We start from the raw sequence: 24843 nt of genomic DNA on the forward strand, positions 1-24843 counted from the left end.
GACTTGACCCGGCCATCTCTCTCCGAATGATGCGTCAGGGCACGCTCCGGATGAGATGCTCGGGTCAAGCCCGAGCATGACGGTTCTGGACACGAGCGGAGAACGACCATGTACGCCTTCACCTATCACCGCCCGGCCTCCTCGCGTCAGGCAGCCGGCCTCCTCGCCAAGAAGGAGGACGCCAAGATCCTCGCTGGCGGCCACACGCTGCTGCCGACGATGAAGCAGCGCCTGGCCGCGCCCACCGCGCTGATCGATCTCGGCGCCTGTGGCGATCTCAAGGGCATCGTGCGCAAGGGCCGCACCGTCGTCATCGGCGCGATGTCGACCCATGCCGAGGTCGCGGAATCGGCGATCGTGCAGGAGGCGATTCCGGGGCTTGCCTATCTCGCCTCGCACATCGGCGATCCGCATGTGCGCCATCGCGGCACGATCGGCGGCTCCGTCGCCAACAACGATCCGGCGGCGGATTATCCGGCGGCGCTGCTGGCGCTGGGCGCGACGATCGTCACCAACAAGCGCAAGCTCGTCGCCGACGACTTCTTCACCGGGCTCTACGAGACGGCGCTGGAGGAGGGCGAGATCATCACCAAGGTGGTGTTCCCGATCGTCTCCAGGGCGGGCTACGCCAAGTTCCGCAACCCGGCCTCGCGCTATGCGCTGGTCGGGGTCTTCGTCGCCAAGCGCGGCAGCGACATCCGCGTCGCCGTCACCGGTGCAGGCGAGGGCGGTGTCTTCCGCTGGCCGGAAGCGGAGGCGGCGCTCAAGGCCCGCTTCGCGCCGAAGTCGCTCGATGGGTTGAAGCACCCGGCCAAGGGCATCAATGGCGACATGCATGCCGACCCGGAATACCGCGCGCATCTCATCGGGGTGATGACCAAGCAGGCGGTGGCGCAGGCGACAGGCAAGTAGTCCCTCGTCCGGCATGAACCGGTGCGGTTCTGGGAGTTCGTCCTGACGGCCATGGTCGCGGAGCTGACGCCCGGACCGAATATGGGTTATCTCGTCGCGCTGAGCCTGGCGAAAGGCTGGCGCGCGGGAATGGCGGCAGTCGCCGGGGTCGCGCTCGGGCTGGCGGTGCTCGGGCTGGTGACCGCGCTGGGTTTCTCCTTCGTCAGCGCGCAGTTTCCGCTGGCGGCGTTAGGTCTCCGGTTCGCTGGCGTCGCCTATCTGCTCTGGCTGGCCTTCGATGCATGGCGCGATCCGCCTGCCGGGGTCGGCGAGGACCTTGTCCTGTCGTTCCGGCGGGGATTGCTGACGAATCTGATCAATCCCAAGGCCGCGGTGTTCTATGTCGCAGTGTTACCGCTTTTCCTCCCGGCGCAGCCGCTGCGCGAAGAGCTTCTGCTGCTGACTGCGACCTTCGTCCTGATTGCGACCGCGATTCATGCCGCGCTGGTGCTGGGAGCGAGCGGTGCCCGCTCGCTGCTCTTCCATCCGGCGCGCGAGCGTGCGATCCGTCGCTGTGCTGCGGTCAGCATGGCCGCCGTGGCGCTGTGGTTTGGATGGTCGACCCGATAATGCCGGTGGCCTGCCCGACTTGCGGCAGGCCCGCTGCGACTGGACGCTGATCGATGCCCAACAAGACCGCGCTCCCCACCTCCATTGATGCCACGCTCACCCTCCTGCAAAGTCAGGGTTATGTCGCCGACCGTGCGCTGGCGACGGTGCTGTTCCTGGCGCTCAGGATGAAGCGGCCGCTGCTGCTGGAAGGCGAGGCCGGCACCGGCAAGACCGAGATCGCCAAGGTTCTCTCGGCCGCGCTCGGGCGCAAGCTGATCCGGCTGCAATGCTATGAGGGGCTGGACCTGGCCTCGGCCGTCTATGAGTGGAACTATGCGGGGCAGATGATGGCGATCCGGCTGGCGGAAGCCGGTGGCGCAACCGGCGACCGGGAGCGGCTCGAAGGCGACATCTTCTCGCAGAAATACCTGATCAAGCGGCCGCTGCTGCAGGCGCTCGAACCGCAGGAAGGCGGTGCTCCGATCCTGCTGATCGACGAATTGGACCGCACCGACGAGGCCTTCGAGGCCTTCCTGCTCGAGGTTCTGGCGGATTCGCAGGTGACGATTCCCGAGCTCGGCACGATCAGGGCCGCCGAGCCGCCGATCGTGATCCTGACCTCGAACCGGACCCGCGAGATTCATGACGCGCTGAAGCGGCGCTGCCTCTATCACTGGGTCGGCTATCCCGACGCTGCCCGCGAACTCGCGATCCTGAAGGCGCGCGCGCCGCATGCCCCCGCGAAGCTCGCCAGGCAGGTGGTGAGTTTCGTGCAGGCGATCCGCAAGGAGGAGCTGTTCAAGGCGCCGGGCGTCGCCGAGACGCTCGACTGGGCAACCGCGCTGGTCGAGCTCGACGCGGTCGCGCTCGATCCCGCGCTGGTCTCCGATACGCTGGGCGCGCTGCTCAAATACCAGGACGACATCCAGGCGATGCAGGGTTCGAAGGTCAAGGAACTGCTGGATCAGGCGAAGGCGGAGGCGAGGGGATAGTCTGCACCATTCCCGAGCGAGACGCAGACCCGGATCTCTTGCAAGACATGGTCGGCCCAGGGCCTGATCGTGACGGGACGGCAACAAAGGAAAAGCGCGATGAACAGCGACATCAAGGCGATCGAGGCTGCGACCCGGACTTATCTCGACGGGCTCTATGAGGGCGATGTCACCAAGCTCGCCCATGCGTTCCATCCGACCAGCGCGCTGACGACGGTGCAGGAGGACGGCACCATCACGATCGTGCCGCGCGAGGCCTGGCTCGCGGCGGTCAAGGGCCGGCCGTCGCCCCACGCTGCCGGCCTGCAGCGCGACGACCATATCCTGACGATCGATCTCGTCGGGCCGACGCTGGCGCTGGTCAAGGTCAAATGCCAGATGCCCCCGCGCTACTTCACCGACCTGCTTTCCTTCCTCAAGGTCGAGAGCAAATGGCAGGTCGTGCAGAAGGTCTTCATGACCGAGACGCGGGCGTGACGTCCGGCCTCCTGCTTCCTCCAGCCCTCATCCTGAGGAGCCGCGCAGCGGCGTCTCGAAGGATGTTTCAGAGGGCGCTGGAGCATCCTTCGAGACAAGGGCATTCGCCCGCTTCTCAGGATGAGGGCTGGAGGGAGGCGACAGGTCTCTCATGACCGGCAAGCTGCCGGAAAACGTCGCCTATTTCGCGCGGGCGCTACGTATCGCGGGCCTGCGGGTCGGTCCGGGCGCCGTGGTCGAGGCGGTCGAGGCTCTGGCCGATGGCGCGCTCGGCGAGCGCCAGGATGTCTACTGGGCGTTGCACGCGATCTTCGTGAAGCGGCATGAGGACAGCGTCGTCTACGACCAGGCCTTCGCGCTGTTCTGGCGCCGGCGCAACCTGATCGAGAAGATCATGGCGCAGATGTCGCCGGTGTCGCCGGCTGCCGACAGCGCGCCGCAAAAGGAGGAGGCCGGCGCGTTGCGCGTGGCCGAGGCCTTCGCCCCGCCCCGACGCGATGAGGATGCGCCAGTCGAGCTGACGGAGCTGACGGCACAGCTGACCGTGTCGGACCGCGAGATGCTGAAATCGCGCGACTTCGCCCAGATGAGCGCAGCCGAGATCGCGCGCGCCAAGCAGTTGGTCGCGGGCCTCAGCCTGCCGGATGATCTGGTCGCAACGCGACGCTTCCGGGCCGCCCATCGCGGCGCCCGGATCGACCCGCGGCGGACCTTCCGCCAGTCGCTGCGAGGAGGAGGCGGAGCGATCGACCTCGCTTTTCGTGAGCGGGCCGAGATTCATCCGCCGATCGTGGCGCTGGTCGATATCTCCGGCTCGATGGCCGAGTATTCGCGGATCTTCCTGCATTTCCTCCATGCCGTTACCGAGAAGCGGCGGCGGGTGCATTCCTTCGTCTTTGGCACGAGGCTGACCAACATCACGCGCTCGCTACGCGCGCGTGATCCGGACGAGGCGCTGGCACTGGCAGGCAAGGCCGCGCCCGACTGGGAGGGCGGCACGCGCATCTCGACGGCGCTGCATACGTTCAACCGGGTCTGGTCGCGGCGGGTGCTGGGCGGCGGGGCGATCGTTCTGCTGTTCACCGATGGGCTGGAGCGCCATCTCGACGGCGAACTCGCCTTCGAGATGGACCGTTTGCACCGCTCCTGCCGGCAATTGATCTGGCTGAACCCGCTCTTGCGCTTCGAGCAGTTCGAAGCGCGCGCCAGCGGCATCCGCACGATGCTGCCGCATGTCGACTCGTTCCGGCCGATCCACAACCTCGCGGCGATGGCCGATCTCTGCGCGGCGCTGTCGGTTCATGCAGAGCGGCAGAGCGATCCGCGCCAGTGGTTGAAGAAAGCCGGATGAGGCATGATCTCAAGCGCGTCGCAGCAGCGAAAGTCCGCATCATGATCTCCACCGACACCGACATCCTCACGACCGCCGAATCCTGGGCGAAGTCCGGCCGCTCGGTAGCGCTCGCCACGGTGATCGAGACCTGGGGCTCGGCACCGCGCCCGGTCGGCTCGCATCTCGTCATCGACGGGGAGGGCAACTTCCTGGGCTCGGTCTCGGGCGGTTGCGTCGAGGGCGCGGTCGTCGAGGAAGCCGTGGACGTGATCGCCGATGGCAAGCCGCGCACGCTCGAATTCGGCGTCGCCGACGAGACGGCCTGGAAGGTCGGGCTGTCCTGCGGGGGACGGATTCGGGTTTATGTGGAAAAGGTGAACTGATGGCCTCCTGGGAAACGCTGCTGGCCTTCGCGACGCTGACCCTCGTCGTCGCCTATTTTCCCGGTCCGGCGCTGCTCTACACCGCCGCGCAGACCTTGGCGCATGGCCGCAAGGCCGGCTTCATGGCGATGCTCGGCATTCATCTCGGCTGCTATCTGCATGTCTTCGCCGCCGCCTTCGGCCTCTCGGCGGTCTTCACGCATGTGCCGGAACTGTACGTTGCCGTGAAGCTGGCGGGTGCGGCCTATCTCATCTGGCTCGGCATCGGCATGATCCGGTCGCGACTTGCCGCTGCCGACGCACCGGTCGCGCCGCCGAAGACGGTCAAGCGCGCGCTGATCGATTCCTTCGTCGTCGAGGTGCTGAACCCCAAGGTCGCGCTGTTCTTCATCGCGCTTCTGCCGCAGTTCGTCGATCCGGCTGCGTCGCTGCCGGTCTGGGCGCAGTTCCTGATCCTCGGTACGGTCGTGAATCTCGTCTTCTCCTCGGCGGATTTGCTGACGGTTCTGGGCGCCTCGGCCGTGGTCAAGACGATGAAGACGACGCAGGCCGGTTTCGCTTTTGGACGCTGGCTCGGCGGCTCGCTGATGATCGGGCTCGGCCTCAAGCTGGCAACGGACAAGGGCTGACGCGATGGATTTGCCCATTCTGGCTGCGCTCAACGCCGAGCGCGCCGCGCGCCGCGCGACGGTCCTGGTCACCGATGTCGCTGATGGCGTGCAGAGGCTGGTGAAGGCCGCCGACATCGCGGCCGACCCGCTGGCCGAGGTGCTCGACAAGCAGTTGCGCATGGCCAAGAGCGCGATGGTCGAGGTGGACGGGCAGCAGGTCTTCCTGACCGTGCAGGCGCCGCATCCGCGCGTGGTCGTCACCGGTGCCGTGCATATCTCGCAGGCCATGGCGCCGATGGCGAAGCTGCTCGATCTCGACCTCGTCATCATCGATCCGCGCAGCGCGTTCGCCACGCCGGAGCGCTTTCCCGACGTGACGCTGCTGACGCAGTGGCCCGACGAGGCGATCGCGACGCTGGGTCTCGACGCCTACACCGCGTTCGTGGCGCTGACGCATGATCCCAAGATCGACGATCCCGGCCTGGAGGCGGCGCTGCGGTCGGACTGCTTCTATATCGGGGCGCTGGGCAGCCGGAAGACACATGGTCGCCGCGTCGAGCGGCTGACGGCGGCCGGTTTCAATGATGCCACGACCGCTCGCATCCATGCGCCGATCGGGCTCGACATCGGCGCGGTCTCGCCGGCCGAGATCGCGCTGGCGATTCTGGGCGAGATCGTCTCGACGCTGCGCGGTCCGCGGCGCAAGCCCGTTTGAGCGGCGACCCGTGAAATTCGGACCCGTACCCATCGCGGAGGCTGCCGGCGCCGTCGCCGCGCATACGATCCGGGCTGGCGACACCATCATCAAGAAAGGTGCTGCGATCACGGCCGAGGCTGCAGCCAAACTGGCTGCGGCCGGCGTCGCCGAGGTCGTTGCCGTGCGCTTCGAGCCCGGCGACATCGACGAGAACGCTGCGGCGAAGCGGCTCGCTGAGGCGCTGGCCGGGCGCGGGGTGGTGACGGAGGCCGCCTTCACCGGCCGGGTCAATCTCTTCGCCGAGGCTGCGGGCGTGCTTACCATCGATGCGGCCGCCATCGACGCGCTCAACCGGGTCGACGAGGCGATCACGGTCGCGACGCTGCCGCTGATGAAGCCGGTCGTGGCGGGCGAAATGGTCGGGACGGTCAAGATCATCCCCTATGGTCTGCCTGCGGCTCTGGTCGAGCAGGCCCTGGCGGGGCTGGGCGGAGCGAGGCCGGTGGCGGTGTCGCCCTACCGGCCGCTCTCCGTCTCGGTGATCTCGACGCTGCTGCCCGGCCTCAAGCCCTCCGTGGTCGATAAGACGCTGCGCGTAATGGCGGAACGGCTCGCGCCTGCCGCCGCCACGCTCTCCGTGGACCGCCGCGTACCGCATGAGGCTGCCGCGCTGGCGCAGGCCATCGCCAAGGAGGCGGCCAGCTCGGCCGACATCATCGTCGTCTTCGGCGCGTCGGCGATCACCGACCGGCGCGACGTGATTCCCCAGGCGCTGCTGGAGGCAGGCGGCCGGATCGAGCATCTCGGCATGCCGGTCGATCCCGGCAATCTGCTGCTGATCGGCGAGCTTGCCGGCAAGCCGGTGATCGGCGCGCCGGGCTGTGCGCGCTCGCCCAAGGAGAACGGCTTCGACTGGGTGCTGCAGCGCTGCCTCGCTGGCATTCCGGTCACCCGCGCGGACATCCAGGCGATGGGCGTCGGCGGGCTGCTGATGGAGATCGTCTCGCGGCCGCAGCCGCGCGCTCCCGCGTTGCTGGAAGCCGCGCCGGTTGCCGGCATCGTGCTGGCGGCCGGCCGCTCGACCCGCATGGGGCAGGCCAACAAGCTGCTCCAGAGCGTGCGCGGCAAGCCGATGCTGCGCCATGCGGTGGAGGCGCAACTCGCGTCACGGGCCCGGCCGGTGATCGTCGTGACCGGGCATCAGCACGAGGAGATTGCGGCTATGCTCGCGGGGCTCGATGTCGCGCTGGTCCACAACCCTGATTTTGCCAGCGGGCTCGCCAGCTCGGTCAGGGCCGGGCTAGCGGCCTTGCCGGGGACCGCGCCTGGCGTCGTCGTTTCGCTCGGTGACATGCCCAATGTCACGGCGGGCGTGATCGACCGGCTCGCCCAGGTTTTCGCCGAGAGTAGCGATGCGCTCGCGGTGGTGCCGACGCTGCTCGGCCAGCGCGGCAACCCCGTATTGCTGGCGCGGGCGCTGTTTCCCGAGGTTGAGAAACTCGACGGAGACCAGGGCGCGCGGCGCCTGCTCGATGCGGCCGGCGACGCGATCGTCGAGGTGCCGCTGGACGACCCGGCGATCGCGCTCGATGTCGATACGCCCGAGGCGCTGGTGGCGTTGGAGCGTTAGGGCTTCTCTCAGCGCTGCCAGTGCACGCCCAGCGTCGCATAGGCTTGCGAGGGATAGTCGCTGGTGCGCTGCCAGCCTCCGGAGATGCGCCAGTTCAAGCCGAGGAACCGTAGGCCTGTCAGGTGCAGGCCTAGGCGGAGCTTGTGATAGTCGCGGCCCCGATAGGCTTCGATCTCGGGTCCGAGATGCACGCCATCGAGATGGAAGCCCTGCGGTACCAGCCAGCCTGGCGCGACACGGCCCCAGAGCCGGCCGTCGAGCGTCGAGACATAGGCGCTGGCCTGAAGCATGGTTCCTTCGCTCGGCGTCATCCAGAGATCGCCGTGGAGGCGTGCGCCGTAGCGGCCGGTGATGACGGTTCCGCGTGGCTCCTCGCGCTGCTCGCCCTCGTAGTCGGAGCCAGTATAGAGCGACAGAAAGGTGTCGCCGATGCGCCATTCATAGCCGATCAGGGCCTGCGCCTCGCTCTTATAGGCGATGCCGCGCGGACGCTGGCGCCTTGCGTCCTCCTGTGCGCCGCCGATCTTCAGCATGGTCCGGAAACCGCTCGTGGCGAGTCCGCCGCCGATCGCCGCCTTCAGTCCGGCGGAGACGAATGTCTTGGTCGGACCGGCTTCGAGCGAGCCGAACAGCACGCTCGACAAGGGCGAGCGCTCCTCGGTCTCCGCGTCATCGGCGATGGCGGGCGACACCAGCATGGCCGCGACAATAGCGGCCAGCCTCGCGGCTCCAGCGATCGCACACCCATACGCCACGCAACGCCCCCCTGCGCCGGATCCGGGCAATCCGACGCGGACCCAATTGCAGCAGGCTGGCAGGAGGCTTGCAAGCTTTTGTTAACCAAGCGGGCGCAGCCTCGTCTCTGGAACTGGCTAAGCTTTCATCGTGTGCCGACGAGGGGAGACGGCGATGGCGACCACGGATTTCATGCGGCAACTGGCAGGTTACGGCCTGACCACGGCGACGATCCTCTATCGCATGCCGGATCACCAGAGCGTGCTGCAGACCTATGTTTGGCAGAGCTACGATCTCGCACCGCGCTTTCCGGCGCTGCACGATTTCCTCGATTTCTGGAAACGCGAGCTCGACGGTCCGCTTCATTCGGTGACGGTGGCGCATTCGCACCTGATCCGGCCGGCCGAGATCATCAACGTCAATGGCGTGCTGACGCTGCATTGAAGGGGAGCCAGTCCCCCGTTTTTGCGTGATGCGTCCCGCGCCTGCTCGGCTTGTTGCACGGGCGCGGCGCGTGCTAGGCCGCTGCTCCTGTCACGGCCCGGCCTGATCCCTTGTCATCACCCTTGCGCACCTCCGGCCTTCTCATGGCGCTCGCCGCCCTGCCTGGAGAGCGCATCGCGGTGGGCTCGATCGTCGCTGCCCTGAAGGACCGGGCCTATGCGTTGCTCGTGGTGCTCCTCGGCCTGCCGAACTGCCTGCCGATGCCGCCGCCGATTCCGCTGGTCTGCGGCCTCGTGCTGGCCTTCGTTGCGGCGCAGATGCTGGCGGGGCGGGTCACGCCGTGGCTGCCTCCGACGCTGCTGGCGCGCAGCATCGGCAAGCCCGAGTTGACACGGGCGGTCGGTCGGGCAATGCCGGCGCTGACTTGGCTGGAGCGCTTCTCGCGGCCGCGGCTGACCATGCTCGGCGGCGCCTATGCCATTCCGGTGCTGGGCCTGCTGATCCTGGTCCTGGCGCTCGGCCTCGTGGTCGCGGCGCCTTTCATCGGGCAGATCCCGCTGGGGCTTGCCGTTTGCCTCGTCGGTCTCGGATTGGTCGAGCGTGACGGTGTGCTGATCATCATCGGTGCGGTCTTCGGCGCCTTCGGCCTCGCGCTGAGCGCCGGCTTCGCCTACGCGATCTTCAGCGGGATTCACGAACTCTTCTTCTGAGCCCGGCGGAAGGGCTCACGAAGCGCGCCTCCGTCAGGCGGCCGCAAGAGCCTCGGCGAAGGGCTTGTCCAGCGCCAGCAGGCGGTCGATCTCGTCGGCAGGCACGCCCTTGGAGAACAGGAAGCCCTGCAGCTCGTGGCAGCCGATCGCCTGCAGGAAGCGATGCTGCTCGGCCGTCTCGACACCCTCCGCACAGACCCGCAGGCCCAGCGCCCGACCGAGATGGGCGATGGAATGGACGAGGATCGCGGACTCTCCGGTGGTCTCCATGTATTCCAGGAAGGAGCGGTCGATCTTGATCTTGTCGAAGGCGAAGCGGCGCAGATAGATCAGGCTCGAATAGCCGGTGCCGAAATCGTCCAGCGCCAGCCCGACGCCATGAGCACGCAAATCCATCATCGCGACTTCGGCGGCATCGGCGTCGTCGACGACCACGCCCTCAGTCAGTTCGAGCTCGAGCTGCGTCGGGTCGAAGCCGGTCTCGTCGATGATCCGGATGACGTTGGCGACGAAGTCCTTGTGACGGAACTGGATCGGCGAGACGTTGACGGCGAGGCGAATGCCTTCCCAGCGCTTGGCCTCGATGCAGGCCCGGCGCAGCACCCACTCGCTCAAGGGCACGATCAGGCCGCGCTCCTCGGCGATGCCGATGAACTCGGCGGGCGGCACCATCCCGTGAATCGGATGGTTCCAGCGTACCAGCGCCTCCACGCCGACGATCGTCGCCCCGTCGACCGAGACCTGGGGCTGGTAATGCAGCACGAGCTCGTCATCGGCGATGGCGCGGCGCAGATCCTCCTCGACCATGCGCTTGAGCGCCAGCGAGCGGTTCATCTGCGCCTCGAAGAAGGAGAAGCGGTTGCGGCCGCTGTTCTTCGATTGATAGAGCGCCGTGTCGGCCAGCCTCAGCAGGTCCTCGCGATCGATCGCGTCCTGCGGTGCCAGAGCGATGCCGATCGAGCAGCCGATGGTCGTGGCAACCCCCATGATGATGAAAGGTTCGGTCAGGCTCGCCAGGATGCGCTCGCCGAGCGCGGCGCAGCCGGCGGGGAAACGCCCATGGGTCTGGATGATGCCGAATTCGTCGCCGCCGATGCGCGCCACGGTGTCGCCGCCGCGGACGAGCTTCGACAGCCTTTGTGCGACCTGGCGGATCAACTCGTCGCCGGCGGTGTGGCCGTAGGTGTCGTTGACCGCCTTGAAGCGGTCGAGGTCGATCAGCATCACGGCGAGGCCGGTGCCATCGCCGTTGCGGCCGATCTGCGTCAGTTCCTGGTCGAGCCTGAGGTCGAAGGTGCGTCTGTTTGGCAGGAGAGACAGTTCGTCCTGCCCCGCGAGGCGTTGAATCTGGCTTTCCCGGATGGCGATCTGGTGAGCCGCTCCACGCAGGCGATGGATCACGAAGGCGAAGATGGCGCCGAATAACAGACCGACGCCGGCCAGCGCCCAGACGAACTGGCGCAGCATGGCGTCGCCAGGACGGTCGGGCGACCAGCTCAGCCAACCCTTGATCGTTCCGTCCGCGGCGGGCAAAGCCCGCCTCGAGAGCGGATCGGCCGGCATGTCGGAGACGACGCGGACATTCGCCACGCGGTAGCGCTCGGACAGCTCCGCCAGCATCGCGTCCGTGAAGCGCCGGTAGCCGACGATCTTCATCGGCCCGATCAGCCGGGAAATGAGCGAACCCGGGCGCGGCACCACGTCCATCATCATGATGGTGATGGTCTCATAGCCGTCGTGGCTGATGGTCCATGAGGCGTTGCTGTGGCCACCATGAGCGCCGGGTAGCTTCTGCAGCGGCGGGTTGGCCGGCTTGTTCGTCCCTGGCAGCGCCGCGGTGAAATGCCTCAGCCCGTCATAGCCGGCCTGTCCCGCCGGAGCGTCGCCCTCGATGCCGGCAAAGACCACGCCGGAAGGGGACACGACATAGGCGCCGTCGAATTCGAGAAAGCGGCTGCCGAGCCGCGCAAAGGCTGCCTGGAATTCGGCCAGGGGATCGGGGCCGGAAAATGCATTCTGCAGGTCGCCGGCCGCCGCCAGGCTTTGAAAGCGCAGTTCGCGCAGGCGCACCTGGCTCTCGATGGCCGCCTCGATGCGGTCTCGCTGGCGCTCGGCCTCAAGCCGGTTGGCATCGCCCGTAATCGCCACGATGACCGCGACGGACGCCGCCATGACCATCAGAAATGCACAGCCAAGGGTCGCGACGGTGCTTTTCAGCATCCGTGCGGATGCATCCGCGTTGGTCAACTTCGCGACGAAGGGCGACGACATCAACTGTCCCGGGGCGGCCACATTGAGCCGGACCATCGCAGGGGAATCTTGATATCCCGTTGACGCATCTACGCATCATGGACATTTCTCAGTCCATCGCGAGCACTTTGTCAGGCGCTTTTTGGCTCGTAGGGCGGCCTTGGAATCGCGGTATGGGCGGCCCGCAAGGCGGCCGACCAGCGCTCGCGCAGGTCGTGGAAATAGGGCTCGCCGGCCTCGATGCGGCGGTTGAGCTCGGGCTCGTCGGCATCGCGCCGCATCACGATCAGATCAATCGGCAGGCCGACGCCGAGATTGGAGCGCATGGTCGAATCCATCGAGATCAGGCCGACCTTGAGCGCGTCGTAGAGATGGGTCTTGTAGGTGATCGCCCGGTCGAGGATCGGCTTGCCGTATTTGTGCTCGCCGATCTGGAGGAAGGGCGCATCCATGCCGCATTCGATGAAGTTGCCGGCGCCGTAGACCATGAAGAGTCGCATCGGCTGGCCCTTGATCTGGCCGCCGAACAGCATCGAGACGTCGAACTTGACGCCGGCATCCTTCAGCGCCGGGCCGTCCTCGGACCTGACATGGCGGATCGCACGGCCGACCAACTGTGCGGCGCGGAACATCGAGGTCGCGCCCTGGAGCGTGTCGCTCTCGCCCGTCTCGGGATTGGGCAGGCCCTCATGCAGCAGGCTGACGACGGATTGCGTCACCGAGAGGTTGCCCGCCGTCATCAGCCCGAAGGTCCGGTCGCCGGGCCAGGAGAAGACGTGCAGCTTGCGGAAGGTCGAGATATCGTCGAGCCCGGCATTGGTGCGGGTGTCGGCGATCATGACGAGCCCGTCCTGCACGAGGATTCCGGCGCAATAGGTCAAGGGACTGATCCTGGCTTGGTTGGTTCAGGGACGCCGTGTCGTCGCATATCGCCCGTCTTGCCGCCAGTCGTCTTGCCACCGGTCGTGTTGCCGGCAGCCATTCGGCATGACCCGCGCTCTGCGGGCCACCAGCCTCACTGGTTGGACAAGCGCCCGCCCGCTTCGCGGGCGCTGACGGTCACGGCCAGAGCCTCGCCATCGCCGCCCTTGCGCGCGCCGCGCACCGGTGCCGCGTCGGCGTAGTCGAGCCCCGCCGCGATGCGGACATGGGTGTCGATCGGGCACAGGCCGTTGGCGGCGTCGAAGCCGATCCAGCCGTAATCGTCGAGATGCACCTCGGCCCAGGCATGGGCGCCGCTGGCATGGGGCAGGGTGGTCTGCGGGAGGGCGTCGGACTCCGCGACATAGCCCGAGACATAGCGCGCCGGCATGCCGAGATGACGGGCGCAGGCCATGAAGATATGGGCGATGTCCTGGGGGATGCCCTCGCGTGCCGCAAACGCCGCCGCCGCGCCGAGGCCGGTGCGCTGCCCGGTTTCGACGCAGGTTGTCTGCTCGTGCAGCGTATCCATCAGCGCATGCATCTTGGACAGCGGCGTGGCGGCGTCGCGCGTCGTGTCACTGGCGAAGCTGCGCAGCGCCTCGTCGGGGGTCGTCAGCAGAGTGTCGCGGCGGAAGACCTCGACGGGCACCCGCTCGATCATGCCGCGAACGACGCCGGCGAGATCGGTGGTTTCGATCAGCCCGTCGATCCGGATCGCCATCCCCGCGATCGGGCCGTCGGCCGAGAAGGTGTGGACGATGTTGCCGAAAGGATCCTGCGTCGCGCGCAGGCGGCCGTCGATATTGGGCTCGATGCGCCAGGACATGACGTGCTGGCCGTCATGGTCGCGCGGGGTCAGCCGCAGGATCTGCGTGATATGCCGGGCGGGCTCGGCATAGGCATAAGCGATCGAGTGGGAAATCTTGATCCGCATGGCAATCGCAAATGAGGGCAGCGAGGTTTTCTGTTCGGGGTGTCTCTTTAAACGCCGCCGCCGCGCGAAGCGAGCCTGCGGCACCGTGTCATTGCAGATACTGCTCGATGATCGTGCCGCCGAGCCGGTTGTTCTCGGTGATGAAGTCCTCGATGAACTCGTGCAGCCCGTGCTGGAAGATGTCCTCGATGCCGGTGCTCGACAGGTTGGCGAGCGTCTTGCGTGCCTGGCGCTGGGCGGGGCCCTGGCGGCCATAGGAATCGCCGAGCAGATCGAGGAAACGCGAGATGTTCTCGTAGCAGGCGGCGAGAGAACGCGGCATGCGCCGGTTCAGGATCAGCAGGTCGGCGATCAGCAGCGGCTTCACCGCCTCGCGATAGACCCAGTGATAGGCCGTCAGGGCCGAGACCTCGCGCAGCACGGTCGTCCACTGGAAGTAATCCAGCGAGCCGCCGACCTGCTCGTTGGCCGGCAGCAGGACATGGTATTTCACGTCGAGGATGCGGGCGGTGTTGTCGGCACGCTCGATGTAGACGCCGAGCCTTGAGAACCAGTAGCCGTCGTCGCGCAGCATGGTGCGATAGGCCGAGCCGTCGAAGACCAGCGAGACGTTCTTCACCCAGTCGAGGAAGCGGGCGAACTCCTCGCGGTCCATGCGCTTCTTCTCGAAGCGCTGCAGTTCGAGCCAGGCGCCGTTGAGCGCGTCCCACATCTCCGAGGTCAGTGCGGTGCGCACGCCGCGCGCGTTCGAGCGGGCCAGCGCCAGGCAGTTGCGGATCGAGGAGGGATTGTCCGGGTTGAAGGTCAGGAAATCGCAGACATTGCGCTCATTGGCCTCGCCATAGGCCTTGGCGAAGGTCTCGTCGCAGCCGGCCGTGGCGACGGCGCTCTGCCATTCGGTGCCGGCGCCGCCATAGGCGTGGGGCAGGTTGCTGAGCCGCATGGTGGCGTCGAGGATCCGGGCCAGGTATTCCGCCCGCTCGACATAGCGGGAGACCCAGTAGAGGCTGTCGGCGGTGCGCGAGAGCATAGTCAGATCGGGCCTTTTCGCGACGAGGCGGGACGTATCCGGTGAACGCTGCAACTGTATGCCGGTGCTGATGTCAGGCATCGAGCACCCAGGTGTCCTTGGTGCCGCCGCCCTGGCTGGAATTGACGACGAGGGAGCCTTCCTTGAGGGCGACGCGGGTCAGGCCGCCGGGCACGCAGGAGATGCCGTTGGCGCCCGAAAGCACATAGGGCCGCAGGTCGACATGGCGCGGCGCCACGCCCGAGGCGACGAAAGTCGGGCAGGTCGAGAGCGCCAGCGTCGGCTGGGCGATGAAGCCCTCAGGGCTCGCCTTGAGCTTGCGGCGGAAGGTCTCGATCTGCGCCTTGTTGGCGTGGGGGCCGACCAGCATGCCGTAGCCGCCCGAGCCGTTGACCTCCTTGACGACCAGTTTCTCGAGATTGTCGAGCACATAGGCGTTGGCCTCGGGCTCGCGGCAGCGATAGGTCGGCACGTTCTTCAGGATCGGCTCCTCGCCGGTGAAGAACTTCACGATCTCGGGCATGTAGCTGTAGACCGCCTTGTCGTCGGCGACGCCGGTGCCGACCGCGTTGGCGAGCGTGACGTTGCCGGCCTTGTAGGCGCCGATCAGGCCGGGAACGCCGAGCACCGAATCGCCGCGGAAGACCAGCGGGTCGATGAACTCGTCGTCGATGCGCCGGTAGATCACGTCGACGCGCTTGGGGCCTTGCGTCGTGCGCATGTAGACGACGTCGTCCTTGACCAGCAGGTCGGAGCCCTCGACCAGCTCGACGCCGAGCTTGTCGGCCAGGAACGAGTGCTCATAGAAGGCCGAGTTGAACTGGCCGGGTGTCAGCAGGCAGATATTGGGATCGGACGGTGCGCTGCGCGGCGCGACCGAGCGCAGTGTCGCCAGAAGCTGGTCGGGGTAGTTGTCGACCGGCGCGACGCGATGGGTGGCGAACAGCTCCGGGAAGAGCCGCAGCATCACCTCGCGGTTCTCCATCATGTAGGAGACGCCGGACGGGGTGCGGGCATTGTCCTCCAGCACATAGAAGGTGTCGGCGTCGACGCGCACGATGTCGATGCCGGCAATATGGCAGTAGATGCCGTGCGGCACCTGGAAATCGACCATCTCGAGCTGGTAGCAGGCGTTGCGATAGACCAGATCGGCCGGGACGATGCCGGCCTTGATGCATTCCTTGGGGCCGTAGACATCGGCCAGGAACATGTTGATCGCGGTGACGCGCTGGCGCAGCCCGGCTTCGAGCTTGGTCCATTCCGGCTTGGTCAGGACGCGCGGGATGATGTCGAAGGGGATCAGGCGCTCGGTCGATTCCTCGTCGCCATAGACGGCGAAGGTGATGCCGATGCGCCGGAAGAACAGTTCCGCCTGGCTGCGCCTGAGAGCCAGCATCTCGGGCGGCGCTTCCTTCAGCCAGCGATCGAGCGCGTCGTAGGCTGGCCTCAGTTCGGCTCCCGAGCCGGTCATCTCATCGAACGCGACCATGCAGGCTTCTTTCCCCATTTTCAGCAGCCTATGCGCATTCGCAGGCGTTCGGAAAGGGGGCCGATGGTCAGGGTCGCGCCGTGATCTGCCTAATACGCGGGCAATGTCGCTCCTCAGGCTTGGCTTATAGTCTCATGCGCGTCAGGCGCGCCGGTCGTCGCCGCACGATCAAGCCAGCCGAGCGCGAGCCTGGCTCGCCGCTCGGACTTGCGAGCCGATATGGCGGTGCGCGCGCTCAGGCTACCGCGGCGATATTGCCCACGGGCTGGCCGGACTCCGACAGATCTGTCATCGCCGCCATGACGCCGCCGCTGCGATGCGGCACGCCTGCGGCCGCGAGGCCCATTTCGACGCCCGACAGGGCGCCGAGGAGCATCAGTTCGTTGCACTCGCCGAGATGCCCGATGCGGAAGACCTTGCCGGCAACCTTGCCCAGCCCCGAGCCGAGCGAGATGTTGTACTTCTCGAGCGCGATCTTGCGATATCTGTCGGCGTCATAGGTCGGCGGCATCATCACGGCGGTCAGCACCGGCGACTGCTCGGCCGGGTTCTCGCAGAGCACCTCCAGCCCCCAGGCCTTCACGGCTGCGCGGGTCGCGGAGGCCAGGCGCTGGTGACGCGCGAAGACGGCCGGCAGGCCTTCCTCATGCAGCATCGCGATGGCCTCTTTCAGGCCGTAGAGCAGGTTCGTGGCCGGGGTGTAGGGGAAGAAGCCGCTCGCATTGATCTTCACCATCTCCTGCCAGTCCCAATAGGAGCGCGGCAGGGTGTTGCTCCGGGACGCGGCCATGGCCTTTTCGGAGACGGCGTTGAAGCTCAGACCCGGCGGCAGCATCAGTCCCTTCTGGGAGCCCGAGACGGTGACGTCGACCTGCCATTCGTCGTGCCGGTAGTCGACCGAGGCGAGCGAGGAGATGGTGTCGACCATGAACAGGGCAGGGTGGCCGGCACCGTCGATCGCCTTGCGGATCTCGGCGATGCGGCTGGTCGAGCCGGTCGAAGTCTCGTTATGGACGACCATCACCGCCTTGATGATGCGCGCCTTATCCTCGGCCAGCCTGGCCTCGATCGCGGCCGGATCGGCGCCGCGACGCCAGTCACCGGGGATGAAATCGACGGTGATGCCGAAGCGCGCCGCGATCTGGCGCCAGAGCGTGGCGAAATGGCCGGTTTCCGCCATCAGCACGGTGTCGCCGGGAGACAGCGTGTTGACGATGGCCGCCTCCCACGCGCCGGTGCCGGAGGCGGGGTAGATCACGACCGGCTGGCTGGTCTTGAAGATCGTCTTGCAGCCTTCGAGCACCTCCTTGCCCAGCGTCGCGAATTCGGCGCTGCGGTGATCGATGATGGGCATCGCGATGGCGCGCAGGATGCGGTCCGGAATCGGGCTCGGGCCGGGGATGTGCAGAAAATGGCGGCCCTGCTGCGTTGCCATGGCGGTGTCTCCCTGGGCGCGACGCATTGTGTTTCGTGGTGTTCCGGCCGGTCGCGTGGTGTCGATCTTTTTGCATTCATTTTTTAGGAATGCAACTGTATAGAGGAATGCAGATATGGCGCTGCCGATCTCGACAGCGCGCGCCTGTTCACGTAGCGAATGATGATGACAAGCATGAGCCCGGACCTGCAGGAGATCGACGCGCCGGCCCCCACGTCAGCCATGCCTGCTCATGGCGAGACGGTGCGGCCGGGCGGCTCCCTGCATGATGAATTGCTGGTCGCGCTGCGCGACTACATCGTCGAGGGCCACCTTGCCGATGGCGCGCGCATCCCCGAGCGCCAGCTCTGCGAGCGCTTCGGCATCTCGCGCACGCCCTTGCGTGAAGCGCTTAAGGTGCTCGCCGCTGAGGGCTTGATCGACCTGCTGCCCAATCGCGGCGCCCGGGTTCGCGAGCTCGGTGCCGAGGAGCTGCGCGAGCTGTTCGACGTGATGGGCGGCCTCGAGGCGCTGGCGGGGCGGCTTGCCTGCGAGCATATATCGGACGCCGAAGTGGCCGAAATCGAGCGCGTCCACCACGATATGTACCGGTTTTACCTGCGCCGCGAGATGCATGGCTATTTCCAGTGCAACCAGGCGATCCACCGCATGATCGTCGAGGCGGCGGGCAATGCGGCGCTCAGCGCGACTTATGCCAGCTTCGCCGGACGCATCCGCCGCGTTCGCTACTCCGCCAACCTCGCCAAGGAGCGCGATCGCTGGGGCGAGGCGATGCGGGAACATGAGATGATCCTGGACGCGCTGCGCCGGCGCGCCGGGAGCGAGCTCAGCGATATCCTATTCCTGCATCTGCGCAACAAGCGCAGGGCGGCGCAGGCCGAGGCTTCGGCGTAAAGCGCCGCGCTGACGAGCGGCCATCCCGAGCGCGAAGGCGCCGTTTGAGCTGCGGAGCCATCGAGGCAATCATTTGTCGACATATTGATAGCGGTGGAGATCTTTACGCCGATCATTTCGCAGTCAAATGCCGCCATTGCAATTTTCAGATTGAATGCAAAAATTATTGGTTCTAGGCTCCCTCCCACGACGCCATCAGAGCGCGACCAAGGGAGATTGGACACCATGAAGCAGCATTGGCTTGCCGCATCCGCCTGTCTTCTCGCAGGCGTGACGCCTGCTTTCGCCTGGGAGCCGACCAAGGCGATCGAGATCGTGGTGCCCTTTGCCGCCGGCGGGGCGTCGGACCAGATGGCCCGAACCATCCAGGGCATCATCCAGAAGAACACTTTCAGCAGCCAGCCGGTCATCGTCGTCAACAAGCCGGCAGCCGGTGGCGCCGAAGGCATGCTCGACATCCAGAAATCGGCCGGCGATCCGCATAAGCTCATCACCACCTCGAGCGGCGTCTTCATGACGCCGATGGCGACCAAGCTGCCGCTCAACTGGACCGAGTACACTCCCGTCGCGATGATGGCGCAGGACTCGTTCGTGCTCTGGGTCAATGCCAAGTCGCCCTATCAGACCGCCGGCGATTTCATGGCGGCGGCCAAGGCGGCGTCGCTGCCGTTGAAGCTCGGCGGCACCTCGTCCAAGCGCGAGGACAATCTGATCGTCTTCGCGATGGAAAAGGCCGGCGGCGTCAAATTCGCCTACATCCCCCATGCCAGCGGCGGCCAGGCCTCGACCCAGCTTTCGGGCGGCCATATCGAGGCCAGCACCAATAATCCGGCCGAGGACGTCGCTAATTGGCGCGGCGGCGCGACCAGGCCGCTCTGCGTCTTCTCGGACCAGAAGATGGCCTATACGACGCCGGTCGCGGACGGCAAATCCTGGGCCGACATCCCGACCTGCCCGTCGCAGGGGCTCAACGTCACCTATCAGATGCTGCGCGGCATGTTCATGCCCGGCAAGGTCACCAAGGACCAGCAGGCCTATTATGTCGAGCTGTTCAAGAAGGTCGCCGACACCGCCGAATGGAAGGACTACCTCGCGCGCAGCGCGCTGGTGCCCGACTATCGCGACGGCGACGCCTTCGTGCAGTTCCTCAAGGCCGACGAGGAGAAGCACGCCAAGCTGATGAGCGACGCCGGTTTCATGGCGAAGTAAGACTGATGGCTTGCGGGCGTCGGCCCGCGGTCAAAACACCATGTCATCCTGGGCGCCCGGAGGGCGTCCCGGGATCCATCGTGGAGCACCGTCCAGCCTTAGGATGGATCCCGGAATTGCGCGGCCTTGCCGCTTGTCCAGGATGACGGCGTCAGAGGTGATTGATGTCGATACAGACCGAAACCGGAACGGAGGCCCCACGCGGCCTCTCTCGCCGCCCCGTCGAACGGATCGTGGCGCTGGTCCTGATCGCACTCGCGGCCATCGTGCTCTACGATTCCTATGGCCGTGGCGCCGGCTGGGACAACGGGCCGGAGAACGGCTTCTTCCCGGCCCGCGTCGGCTGGATTTTCCTGGCCGCCTCGGTCTTCATCCTGGTGCAGTCGTTCCGCTCGCCTGTGGATGGGGTCTTCGTCAGCTATGAGCAGCTCGGGCAGGTGACCCGCGTGCTTGGGCCGCTGATCCTGTTCGTGGCGCTGATCCAGCCGCTCGGGCTCTATGTGGCATCGAGCGTCTTCATCCTCGTCTTCATGAGCATCGTCGCGACCTCGCGCTGGTGGTCGATCGTGCTGACGGCGATCCTGGTGCCGCTGGTCTGCTTCTGGGTGTTCGAGCTGCAGTTCCGCGTGCCGCTGCCCAAGGGCCCCCTCGAAACCGCTCTCGGCTACTGAGGTCTGACAATGGATGATTTCGCCTCGCTGATGGCGGGTTTCCAGGTCGCGCTGTCCTGGCACAATATCGGCTTCATGGCGGTCGGGGTGGTGCTCGGCATCGTCGTCGGCGTTCTGCCTGGCCTCGGCGGCCCCAATGGCGTCGCGATCCTGCTGCCGCTGACCTTCGGCATGGACCCGACCTCGGCGATCATCCTGCTCTCCTCGATCTACTGGGGCGCTCTGTTCGGCGGTGCGATCACCTCGATCCTGTTCAATATTCCCGGCGAAGCCTGGTCGGTGGCAACGACCTTCGACGGCTACCCGATGGCGGTGCAGGGCAAGGCGGCGGAAGCCCTGACGGCCGCCTTCACGGCGTCCTTCATCGGCGCGCTCTCGGGCGTGATCCTCATCACCTTCGTCGCTCCGCTGGTAGCGTCCTTTGCGCTGCGCTTCGGTCCGGCCGAATTCTTCGCCGTGTTCCTGCTGACCTTCTGCTCCTTCATCGGCATGGGCCGCGAGAACCGCGCGAAGATTCTGGCATCGCTCTGCATTGGCTTCCTGCTTGCGGCGGTGGGCCTCGATTCGATCTCGGGCGATCTGCGCATGACCTTCGGCTCGACCGAGTTGATGCGCGGCTTCGATTTCCTCGTCGTGGTCATCGGTTTGTTTGGCGTTAGCGAGATCCTGCTGACGGTCGAGGAAGGCCTGGTCTTCAAGGGCAAGCAGGCCAAGATCGACCTCAAGGTGGTCTTTCGGACCTGGGCCAGCCTGCCGCGCTACTGGGCGACGCTGCTGCGCTCGGCGGTCGTGGGCATGTGGATGGGCGTGACGCCGGGCGGCGCCATCGCCGCCTCCTTCATGGGCTACGGCATCGCCAAGCGCTTCTCGCGGAATCCCGGAAGCTTCGGCAAGGGCAATATCGAGGGCGTGCTGGCGCCTGAGACTGCCGCGCACGCGGCCGGCACCAGCGCGCTCCTGCCGATGCTGGCGCTCGGCATTCCCGGTTCTGCCACGGCTGCGGTCCTGCTAGGGGGGCTGCTGGTCTGGGGCCTGCAGCCCGGGCCGCTGCTCTTCATCGAGCAGAAGGAGTTCGTCTGGGGCCTCATTGCCTCGATGTATCTCGGCAACCTTGCCGGGCTCATCATCGTGCTCGCCACGGTTCCCCTGTTCGCGGCGATCATGCGGGTGCCGTTCTCCTATGTCGCCCCGGTGATCCTGATCGTCTGCGCCATCGGAGCCTATACGATCTCGAACTCGATCTTCGACATCTGGCTGATGCTGGGCTTCGGCATCATCGGCTATGTCTTCAAGAAGCTCGACTATCCGCTTGCCCCGCTCGTTCTGGCGCTGGTGCTCGGCGACCGGGCGGAGGACTCGTTCCGGCAGGCGCTGCTCGGTTCGGGCGGCAGCCTCAACGTCTTTGCCGCCAACGGCCTCGTCGGCACGCTGGTCGTGCTTGCCATGCTGCTGTTGCTGTGGGGGCCGGTGACGGACCTGATCGGCGCTGCGCGGGGCAAGGGGCGGCAGCCCGAGAAGCCGGCCGAGGTCGGCTGAAGCGATGAACCAGGCTTCGCTTTCAAAATCCCATGCCCGCAATCTCGGGCTGGAACGCCGTCTCGAACAGGCGCTGGAGGGCGAGGTGCGCTTCGACGCCTTCACGCGCGGGCGCTATGCCACCGATGCCTCGATCTACCAGATCGTCCCGCAGGGCGTGGTCTTCCCGAAACACGAGGCCGACATCGCGGCCAGCCTCCAGATCGCCGCCGAGCATGGCGTGCCGGTGATCGCGCGCGGCGGCGGCACCTCGCAGAACGGCCAGCCGATCGGCGCTGCGCTGATCCTCGACATGAGCCGGCATTTCAATGCGATCCGCGACTACGATCCGGCGGCGAAGACGATCTCGGTCGCACCGGGCCTCGTGCTCGAACAGCTCAATGCGCATCTCAGGAAGGACGGGCTGTTCTTCCCGGTCGAGCCCTCGACGGCGAGCCGCTGCACCATCGGCGGCATGACCGGCAACAACTCGTCAGGCGCGCGCTCGCTGCGTTACGGCAAGACCGTCGACAACGTCATCGCCATGAAGGCGATGTTCCATGACGGCGAGGCCTTCGCGCTCGGCGAGGCCGCGATCGGCGACAACAGCTCTGTGCGAGCGCGCGATCTGATGACGCGGATGCTCGCGCTGGCGGATGGTCATCGCGCCGAGATCGAGGCGATCTTCCCGAAAGTGCAGCGCCGCGTCGGCGGCTACAATCTCGATGAGTTGCTGCCGGCCAACCCGAACCTCTCGCATCTGCTGGTCGGCTCGGAAGGCACGCTCGCCATCACCACCGAGGCCACGCTCAAGCTCTCACCCCTGCCGACGCATCGCGTCATGGGCGTCTGTCATTTCCCGAGCTTTCGCGCGGCGATGGAGACGACCCGGCATATCGTGGCGCTCGGCCCGGTCGCGGTCGAACTGGTCGACAACAATGTGCTGGTGCTCGGCGCCGATATTCCGCTCTTCGTGCGCACGCTCGCCGACATCACCCGGGGACAGCCCAACTGCCTGCTGCTGGTCGAGTTCGCCGGCGACGACCTGGGCGAGTTGAAACGCGACCTCAGACGCCTCGACCAGTGCATGGCCGATCACGGCTTTCCCGACGCCGTCGTCGAGGTGGTCGAGCCAGCGCGCCAGAAGCCGGTCTGGGATGTGCGCGAGGCCTGCCTCAACATCATGATGTCGATGAAGGGTGACGGGAAGCCGGTCTCCTTCATCGAGGATTGCGCCGTCCCGCTCGACCATCTCGCCGATTATACCGACGCGATCACCGGGCTGTTTGCGCGCCATGGCACCCGCGGCACCTGGTATGCCCATGCCTCGGTCGGCTGCCTGCATGTCCGTCCGATCCTCAACATGAAGGACGAGGCCGGGGTCAAGGCGATGCGCGGCATCGCCGAGGAGGCCTGCGAACTGGTGCGCCGCTTCAAGGGCTCCTATTCCGGCGAGCATGGCGACGGCATCTCACGCTCGGAATTCGTCGAGCCGATGTTCGGCGGTCCGCTGACGCGCGCCTTCGAAGCGGTCAAGGATGGCTTCGATCCCGACAACCGGCTGAATCCGGGCAAGATCGTCCGGCCGCTGCGCATGGACGACCGTTCCCTGATGCGCTTTCCGCCCGGCTACGCCACGCCGATCCCGGCGAAGGCCGCCCTCGACTGGTCCGATTGGGGCGGCCTCGGCGGTGCTGTCGAGATGTGTAACAACAATGGCACCTGCCGGAAGATGTCCGGGGGCACGATGTGCCCGTCCTATCGCGCCACCAAGGACGAGACCCATGTCACGCGCGGCCGGGCCAATACGCTGCGGCTCGCCATTTCCGGGCAACTGGGGCCGGACGCGTTCACCTCGCCGGAGATGAAGCAGACACTCGATCTCTGTGTCTCCTGCAAGGGCTGCAAGCGCGACTGCCCGACTGGCGTCGACATGGCCCGGATGAAGATCGAGTTCCTGAGCCATTACCATGGCAGGCACGGCTTGCCGCTGAAGGAGCGGTTGATCGCCTGGTTGCCGCGCTATGCGCCCTGGGCATCCAAACTCGCCCCGCTGATGAACCTGCGCGACCGCATCCCGCTGCTGGCGCGGCTGAGCGAAAACTGGCTCGGCTTCAGCGCCCGCCGGAGCCTGCCGCTCTGGCGCAAGCCCTGGTCGCAAAACGGCAAGGTGGCGGTGTCGGCTGATGTGCAGGGTGACGGGCGTGACATCGTGCTCTTCGGCGACACCTTCAACCGCTATTTCGAGCGCGAGAATCTGGAAGCCACTGAGCGGGTGCTCGCGGCGGGCGGATACCGCGTCCACAAGGTCGAGTCCAAGGATGGTGGGCGACCATTGTGCTGCGGGCGCACTTTCCTTTCGGCCGGGCTCGTCGATGAGGCCCGCGTGGAAGCCAGACGGACGCTCGGTGCGCTGGCTCCCTTCGTTGCCAGGGGCGCGCGAATCGTCGGGCTCGAACCCTCCTGCCTGCTGACCTTCCGCGACGAGTTCGGCGCCATCCTGCCGAAGCACGAGGTCGAGCCGACCGCGAAGGCGGCCTTCCTGCTCGAGGAGTTGCTGGCGGCCGATCTCAAGGCGGGCACGATCAGCTTGCCGATGCGGGACCAAGGCGGGCGCATCGCGCATCTGCACGGCCATTGCCACCAGAAGGCCTTCGCGGCGATGGGCGCGGTCGAGGCGACCCTGCGCGCCATTCCGGGCCTCGATGTCCGGCCCATCGAGTCGAGCTGCTGCGGCATGTCGGGCGCGTTCGGCTATGGCGCGGCGACGATCGACGTGTCGTTCGCGATGGCGGAGCTGTCGCTGCTGCCGGCCGTGCGCCAGGCGGGGACAGGCGATCTCATCGTGGCCGACGGCACGAGCTGCCGTCACCAGATCCATGACGGTGCGGCCCGCGAGGCGCTGCACGTCGCGCGCGTGCTCGACATGGCGCTGAAGGACACGGCGCTGGAGAGCTGACCGGAGCCAACGAGCGCC

General features: G+C 66.5%; 23 protein-coding genes. 16 read left to right on the top strand and 7 right to left on the bottom strand.

The window, feature by feature from the left end:
• Nucleotides 1-108: 108 nt before the first annotated feature.
• The 9 genes from AC1DYU_RS01585 (at nt 109) to AC1DYU_RS01625 (ending at nt 7626) form a co-directional block, all read left to right on the top strand.
• Nucleotides 109-912, top strand: a complete 804-nt coding sequence (locus AC1DYU_RS01585; RefSeq protein WP_158483081.1) for an FAD binding domain-containing protein — start codon at nt 109-111, stop codon at nt 910-912.
• 51 nt (nt 913-963) lie between these two features.
• Nucleotides 964-1521 carry a LysE family translocator gene (locus AC1DYU_RS01590; RefSeq protein ID WP_158483133.1) on the top strand — a complete coding sequence of 186 codons (558 nt, stop codon included), beginning with the start codon at nt 964-966 and terminating at the stop codon, nt 1519-1521.
• A gap of 53 nt (nt 1522-1574) precedes the next feature.
• On the top strand, nt 1575-2495 hold the full coding sequence (locus AC1DYU_RS01595; RefSeq protein WP_476790122.1) for an AAA family ATPase: 921 nt from the start codon (nt 1575-1577) through the stop codon (nt 2493-2495).
• A gap of 99 nt (nt 2496-2594) precedes the next feature.
• Nucleotides 2595-2972 (top strand): nuclear transport factor 2 family protein, encoded by a 378-nt coding sequence (locus AC1DYU_RS01600; RefSeq protein WP_158483079.1) that lies wholly within the window; start codon nt 2595-2597, stop codon nt 2970-2972.
• A 151-nt stretch (nt 2973-3123) separates the two neighbouring features.
• On the top strand, nt 3124-4323 hold the full coding sequence (locus AC1DYU_RS01605; RefSeq protein ID WP_476790123.1) for a vWA domain-containing protein: 1200 nt from the start codon (nt 3124-3126) through the stop codon (nt 4321-4323).
• Between the two features lie 41 nt (nt 4324-4364).
• Nucleotides 4365-4688 carry an XdhC family protein gene (locus tag AC1DYU_RS01610; RefSeq protein WP_476790695.1) on the top strand — a complete coding sequence of 108 codons (324 nt, stop codon included), beginning with the start codon at nt 4365-4367 and terminating at the stop codon, nt 4686-4688.
• Nucleotides 4688-5317, top strand: a complete 630-nt coding sequence (locus tag AC1DYU_RS01615; RefSeq protein ID WP_476790124.1) for a LysE family translocator — start codon at nt 4688-4690, stop codon at nt 5315-5317. The genes AC1DYU_RS01610 and AC1DYU_RS01615 overlap by 1 nt, the downstream gene beginning before the upstream one ends.
• 4 nt (nt 5318-5321) lie before the next feature.
• Complete coding sequence (locus AC1DYU_RS01620; RefSeq protein WP_476790125.1) at nt 5322-6014, top strand: XdhC family protein; 693 nt, start codon at nt 5322-5324, stop codon at nt 6012-6014.
• A 10-nt stretch (nt 6015-6024) separates the two neighbouring features.
• Nucleotides 6025-7626 carry an NTP transferase domain-containing protein gene (locus tag AC1DYU_RS01625; RefSeq protein WP_476790126.1) on the top strand — a complete coding sequence of 534 codons (1602 nt, stop codon included), beginning with the start codon at nt 6025-6027 and terminating at the stop codon, nt 7624-7626.
• 8 nt (nt 7627-7634) lie between these two features.
• Here the strand turns inward: AC1DYU_RS01625 and bcsS are convergent, their stop codons facing one another.
• Nucleotides 7635-8381, bottom strand: a complete 747-nt coding sequence (gene bcsS / locus AC1DYU_RS01630) for a cellulose biosynthesis protein BcsS (RefSeq protein ID WP_476790127.1) — start codon at nt 8379-8381, stop codon at nt 7635-7637.
• 154 nt (nt 8382-8535) lie between these two features.
• On the opposite strand from bcsS, the gene AC1DYU_RS01635 reads away from it, so the two are divergent.
• Both AC1DYU_RS01635 and AC1DYU_RS01640 read left to right on the top strand, forming a co-directional pair.
• The gene (locus AC1DYU_RS01635) at nt 8536-8805 is read left to right on the top strand and encodes an usg protein (RefSeq protein WP_476790128.1); all 270 of its coding nucleotides are present in this window, start codon (nt 8536-8538) and stop codon (nt 8803-8805) included.
• A 143-nt stretch (nt 8806-8948) separates the two neighbouring features.
• Nucleotides 8949-9515: an exopolysaccharide biosynthesis protein gene (locus tag AC1DYU_RS01640; RefSeq protein ID WP_476790129.1), complete on the top strand. Its 567-nt coding sequence runs from the start codon at nt 8949-8951 to the stop codon at nt 9513-9515.
• 33 nt (nt 9516-9548) lie between these two features.
• Here the strand turns inward: AC1DYU_RS01640 and AC1DYU_RS01645 are convergent, their stop codons facing one another.
• The 6 genes from AC1DYU_RS01645 to AC1DYU_RS01670 all read right to left on the bottom strand — a co-directional run bounded on the left by AC1DYU_RS01645 (nt 9549) and on the right by AC1DYU_RS01670 (nt 17577).
• Nucleotides 9549-11735: a putative bifunctional diguanylate cyclase/phosphodiesterase gene (locus AC1DYU_RS01645; protein ID WP_476790130.1), complete on the bottom strand. Its 2187-nt coding sequence runs from the start codon at nt 11733-11735 to the stop codon at nt 9549-9551.
• Between the two features lie 161 nt (nt 11736-11896).
• Nucleotides 11897-12646: a proteasome-type protease gene (locus tag AC1DYU_RS01650; RefSeq protein ID WP_158483070.1), complete on the bottom strand. Its 750-nt coding sequence runs from the start codon at nt 12644-12646 to the stop codon at nt 11897-11899.
• Between the two features lie 134 nt (nt 12647-12780).
• On the bottom strand, nt 12781-13623 hold the full coding sequence (locus tag AC1DYU_RS01655) for a transglutaminase family protein (protein ID WP_476790131.1): 843 nt from the start codon (nt 13621-13623) through the stop codon (nt 12781-12783).
• A gap of 88 nt (nt 13624-13711) precedes the next feature.
• Nucleotides 13712-14653 (bottom strand): alpha-E domain-containing protein, encoded by a 942-nt coding sequence (locus AC1DYU_RS01660; RefSeq protein ID WP_476790132.1) that lies wholly within the window; start codon nt 14651-14653, stop codon nt 13712-13714.
• Between the two features lie 73 nt (nt 14654-14726).
• On the bottom strand, nt 14727-16142 hold the full coding sequence (locus AC1DYU_RS01665) for a circularly permuted type 2 ATP-grasp protein (RefSeq protein ID WP_476790133.1): 1416 nt from the start codon (nt 16140-16142) through the stop codon (nt 14727-14729).
• A 235-nt stretch (nt 16143-16377) separates the two neighbouring features.
• Nucleotides 16378-17577 (bottom strand): pyridoxal-phosphate-dependent aminotransferase family protein, encoded by a 1200-nt coding sequence (locus tag AC1DYU_RS01670; protein WP_476790134.1) that lies wholly within the window; start codon nt 17575-17577, stop codon nt 16378-16380.
• A gap of 222 nt (nt 17578-17799) precedes the next feature.
• On the opposite strand from AC1DYU_RS01670, the gene AC1DYU_RS01675 reads away from it, so the two are divergent.
• From AC1DYU_RS01675 to AC1DYU_RS01695, 5 genes are all read left to right on the top strand, one after another.
• The gene (locus AC1DYU_RS01675; RefSeq protein WP_476790696.1) at nt 17800-18471 is read left to right on the top strand and encodes a GntR family transcriptional regulator; all 672 of its coding nucleotides are present in this window, start codon (nt 17800-17802) and stop codon (nt 18469-18471) included.
• A gap of 225 nt (nt 18472-18696) precedes the next feature.
• A complete protein-coding gene (locus AC1DYU_RS01680; protein ID WP_476790135.1) occupies nt 18697-19680 on the top strand; it encodes a Bug family tripartite tricarboxylate transporter substrate binding protein in 984 nt (327 codons plus the stop codon).
• Between the two features lie 164 nt (nt 19681-19844).
• Nucleotides 19845-20351, top strand: coding sequence for a tripartite tricarboxylate transporter TctB family protein (locus AC1DYU_RS01685; protein ID WP_476790136.1), 507 nt, complete (start codon nt 19845-19847; stop codon nt 20349-20351).
• A 9-nt stretch (nt 20352-20360) separates the two neighbouring features.
• Nucleotides 20361-21887 (top strand): tripartite tricarboxylate transporter permease, encoded by a 1527-nt coding sequence (locus tag AC1DYU_RS01690; RefSeq protein ID WP_476790137.1) that lies wholly within the window; start codon nt 20361-20363, stop codon nt 21885-21887.
• Nucleotides 21888-21891: 4 nt separating this feature from the next.
• Nucleotides 21892-24825, top strand: coding sequence for an FAD-binding and (Fe-S)-binding domain-containing protein (locus AC1DYU_RS01695; RefSeq protein WP_476790138.1), 2934 nt, complete (start codon nt 21892-21894; stop codon nt 24823-24825).
• Nucleotides 24826-24843: the final 18 nt, after the last annotated feature.

It is taken from the genome of Allobosea sp. P2_B12 (assembly GCF_056404835.1).

Excerpts from the sequence above, each read along its gene's own strand:
- AC1DYU_RS01615 (WP_476790124.1), top strand. The coding sequence starts at position 4,688 with ATGGCCTCCTGGGAAACGCTGCTGGCCTTCGCGACGCTGACCCTCGTC.
- AC1DYU_RS01600 (WP_158483079.1), top strand. The coding sequence starts at position 2,595 with ATGAACAGCGACATCAAGGCGATCGAGGCTGCGACCCGGACTTATCTC.
- AC1DYU_RS01660 (WP_476790132.1), bottom strand. The coding sequence starts at position 14,653 with ATGCTCTCGCGCACCGCCGACAGCCTCTACTGGGTCTCCCGCTATGTC.
- AC1DYU_RS01685 (WP_476790136.1), top strand. The coding sequence starts at position 19,845 with ATGTCGATACAGACCGAAACCGGAACGGAGGCCCCACGCGGCCTCTCT.
- AC1DYU_RS01675 (WP_476790696.1), top strand. The coding sequence starts at position 17,800 with ATGCCTGCTCATGGCGAGACGGTGCGGCCGGGCGGCTCCCTGCATGAT.
- AC1DYU_RS01595 (WP_476790122.1), top strand. The coding sequence starts at position 1,575 with ATGCCCAACAAGACCGCGCTCCCCACCTCCATTGATGCCACGCTCACC.
- AC1DYU_RS01605 (WP_476790123.1), top strand. The coding sequence starts at position 3,124 with ATGACCGGCAAGCTGCCGGAAAACGTCGCCTATTTCGCGCGGGCGCTA.
- AC1DYU_RS01590 (WP_158483133.1), top strand. The coding sequence starts at position 964 with ATGGTCGCGGAGCTGACGCCCGGACCGAATATGGGTTATCTCGTCGCG.
- AC1DYU_RS01695 (WP_476790138.1), top strand. The coding sequence starts at position 21,892 with ATGAACCAGGCTTCGCTTTCAAAATCCCATGCCCGCAATCTCGGGCTG.
- AC1DYU_RS01655 (WP_476790131.1), bottom strand. The coding sequence starts at position 13,623 with ATGCGGATCAAGATTTCCCACTCGATCGCTTATGCCTATGCCGAGCCC.
- AC1DYU_RS01620 (WP_476790125.1), top strand. The coding sequence starts at position 5,322 with ATGGATTTGCCCATTCTGGCTGCGCTCAACGCCGAGCGCGCCGCGCGC.
- AC1DYU_RS01635 (WP_476790128.1), top strand. The coding sequence starts at position 8,536 with ATGGCGACCACGGATTTCATGCGGCAACTGGCAGGTTACGGCCTGACC.
- AC1DYU_RS01645 (WP_476790130.1), bottom strand. The coding sequence starts at position 11,735 with ATGCTGAAAAGCACCGTCGCGACCCTTGGCTGTGCATTTCTGATGGTC.
- AC1DYU_RS01670 (WP_476790134.1), bottom strand. The coding sequence starts at position 17,577 with ATGGCAACGCAGCAGGGCCGCCATTTTCTGCACATCCCCGGCCCGAGC.
- AC1DYU_RS01640 (WP_476790129.1), top strand. The coding sequence starts at position 8,949 with ATGGCGCTCGCCGCCCTGCCTGGAGAGCGCATCGCGGTGGGCTCGATC.
- AC1DYU_RS01610 (WP_476790695.1), top strand. The coding sequence starts at position 4,365 with ATGATCTCCACCGACACCGACATCCTCACGACCGCCGAATCCTGGGCG.
- AC1DYU_RS01690 (WP_476790137.1), top strand. The coding sequence starts at position 20,361 with ATGGATGATTTCGCCTCGCTGATGGCGGGTTTCCAGGTCGCGCTGTCC.
- AC1DYU_RS01680 (WP_476790135.1), top strand. The coding sequence starts at position 18,697 with ATGAAGCAGCATTGGCTTGCCGCATCCGCCTGTCTTCTCGCAGGCGTG.
- AC1DYU_RS01585 (WP_158483081.1), top strand. The coding sequence starts at position 109 with ATGTACGCCTTCACCTATCACCGCCCGGCCTCCTCGCGTCAGGCAGCC.
- AC1DYU_RS01665 (WP_476790133.1), bottom strand. The coding sequence starts at position 16,142 with ATGGTCGCGTTCGATGAGATGACCGGCTCGGGAGCCGAACTGAGGCCA.